2 protein-coding genes are annotated in these 2,558 nt (G+C 67.5%); both read left to right on the top strand.

What is annotated here, in order from left to right; all coding sequences use genetic code 11:
- The first annotated feature begins 133 nt into the window (after nucleotides 1-133).
- Entirely contained in the window at nucleotides 134-1,654 is a 1,521-nt protein-coding gene (gene istA, locus FEK34_RS29770; protein ID WP_138453308.1) for an IS21 family transposase, read from the top strand.
- Nucleotides 1,654-2,442: an IS21-like element helper ATPase IstB gene (gene istB, locus FEK34_RS29765; RefSeq protein WP_138453307.1), complete on the top strand. Its 789-nt coding sequence runs from the start codon at nucleotides 1,654-1,656 to the stop codon at nucleotides 2,440-2,442. Before istA ends, istB begins: the two co-directional genes overlap by 1 nt.
- Nucleotides 2,443-2,558 lie beyond the last annotated feature (116 nt).

Raw genomic sequence — 2,558 nt, 5'->3', positions numbered from 1 at the left:
GCCTGTCAGTGGCCATGAGAAGCTCCCCGTAGGCGGCCACATACGGCCCCACTGACGGCCACCGGACTCCCCACGGACGGCCAGATATCTCCCCGGTGAATTGTCCGGGATCCCGCACGTGAAGGCTCGTGCGGTGAAGAGCAGTAGGGAGATCATGGAGATCTTGGAGGCGTACGACCTCACGGGTTCGTTCCGTGCGGCGGCGGCGCTGGCCGGCTGCGACCATCACACGGTCGCCCGGTACGTGGCGTTGCGGGAAGCTGGTGAGTCGCCGGTGGCCCGCCAGAATCGGGCCCGCCCGATCGATGAGTATCTGGCGAAGATCGAAGAGCTCGTGGTGGCGTCGAACGGGAAGATCCGCGCCGACGTGGTGCACGAGCGGATCACCGCGATGGGGTTCCGCGGCGGGGAACGCACCACCCGCCGCACGGTCGCGCAGGTGAAACAACGCCTGCGCGAAGGCCAGCGGCGGGTGTTCCGGCCGTGGATCCCCGAGCCGGGGCTCTGGCTGCAATGGGATTGGGGTGCTGGGCCTTTCATCGACGGCCGCCGCACGCAGTTGTGGTGCGCGTGGCTGGCGTGGTCGCGGTTCCGGGTGGTGATTCCAGTGCTGGACAAGACGTTGCCGACGGTGGTGTCGTGTCTGGACACCACGTTTCACCGGATCGGCGGGGTCCCGACCTACGCGCTGACCGACAACGAGAAGACGGTGTCGGTCGATCATGTCGCGGGGATCGCGGTCCGCAATCCCGAAATCGTCGAGGTCGCAAGACATTACGGGTTGACGATCCGCACCTGCGTTCCCGCGGATCCGCAGACCAAGGGCGGTTCCGAGGCGACGGTCCGGATCGCGAAGGCCGATCTTGTTCCGACAGAGACGAACCTGCTCGACGGCTACCGCACCTTCGGCGAGCTCGAGACCGCTTGCCGGCAGTTCTGCGAGGAGGTCAACGGCCGCGAACACCGCGAGACCCGTCGTCGGCCGGTCGAGGCGCTGGCCGAGGAACGGACCCGGTTGCATCCGCTGCCGAAGACGCCGTTCACGATCGCGTTCGGCACGACCAGGCGGGTGAACTGGGATTCGACGGTGTCGGTCGAGGGAGTGCGCTATTCGGTTCCCCACACCCTGGTCGACACAAGGGTCTGGGTCCGGTTCCACGGCGACGAGCTGATCGTCACCGCCGCAGGCGACGACGGCCCGGCCGAGGTCGCCCGGCATGCTCGGTCGACGCCGGGCAATCCCTCGATCAAGGACGAGCATTACCCGCCGCGGCCGGGCCCGCACGAAGACCGCAAGCCCCGCGCGACCAGCGCGGAGGAAGCCGCGTTCCTTGCGCTCGGCGACGGTGCGGCGGCCTGGCTGACCGAGGCCAGCGCGACCGGAGTCCGTCGGATCCGGGCGAAGATGGCCGAGGCGGTTACCTTGGCCAAGCTCCACCCTGCCGACGAGGTCGACCGGGCGCTGGGGGTCGCGGCGATCGCGGGCCGTTTCGCCGAGAACGACCTGATCCGCATCCTCACCCACAACCTCGGCCGGCAAATCGCCGAGCCGTCTCGCGCGAGCGAGGACCACAGTCTGCAACCGGGCACCTCAGCCTGGTCCAACTTCGGCGTCTCTTCCGCCGCACCGATTTCCGAAAGCGACAACACCTGATGACTGCACCTTTGCGGGTCGCCGGCTCAGCCGGCGACCCGCTCGCCGAAGCGATCGCTCTGACCAAGCGGTTGAAGCTGCCGTATTTGCGGCGGGCGCTGACCGATCTGATCCCGACCGCCAAGGCCCAGCGCTGGGATCCCGCGGAGGTCGTGCGGGTCCTGCTGGCCGAGGAAGCCGCGGGCCGCGATGCCACGAACTTGCGGACCCGCCGCAAACGCGCCGGGTTCCCGGCGGGCAAGACGTTCGGCGACTGGGACGAGGCGTCGTCGACGATCCCGCGTCCCACCCAGGACGGGCTGAAGACCTTGGAATGGGTGAAAAACAAAGAGACGCTTTGCATCTGCGGCCCGTCCGGCACTGGGAAGAGTCATTTCTGCGAGGCGCTCGGCCATGCTGCGGTCGAAGCGGGGCTGACGGTCGCCTGGTTCACGATCGAGGACTTGGGCGCGCTGGTCCGCCGGCATCGTGTCGACGACTCGATCACTCGGGCGATCGCCCGAGTGATGCGCACGGACTTGATCATTGTCGATGATATCGGGCTGCTACCGGTGAGTCCCGATGCGGCCGAAGGGTTCTACCGGCTCGTCGATGCCGCTTACGAGCGGCGGGCGCTGGCGGTCAGCTCGAACCTGCACCCGTCGGGCTTCGACGAGATCATGCCGAAAACGCTGGCGACCGCGACGGTCGATCGGTTGTTGCATCACGCGCATGTCGTGGTCACTGCCGGGGACAGTTACCGGCTCGCTCAGGCGACCAGCGGGCAGGGGGTGAAACCTCTGCGCTGACGACTGGGGAACTATCTGGCCGCGAGACCTAAGTGGCCGCCGTTGGGGATATCTATCTGGCCACCAGCGGGGAAGTTATCCGGCCGCCTGCGGGGAGTGGTGAATGGCCATTGACA

It is taken from the genome of Nocardia cyriacigeorgica (genome assembly GCF_005863245.1).
Lineage (GTDB): Bacteria > Actinomycetota > Actinomycetes > Mycobacteriales > Mycobacteriaceae > Nocardia > Nocardia cyriacigeorgica_C.
The sequence above is the reverse complement of the archived record's forward strand: the minus strand, read 5'-3'. Positions and strand labels throughout refer to the sequence as shown.

What these genes read in the sequence shown, in the direction of transcription:
- istB (WP_138453307.1), top strand. Translation starts at nt 1,654, where the DNA reads ATGACTGCACCTTTGCGGGTCGCCGGCTCAGCCGGCGACCCGCTCGCC.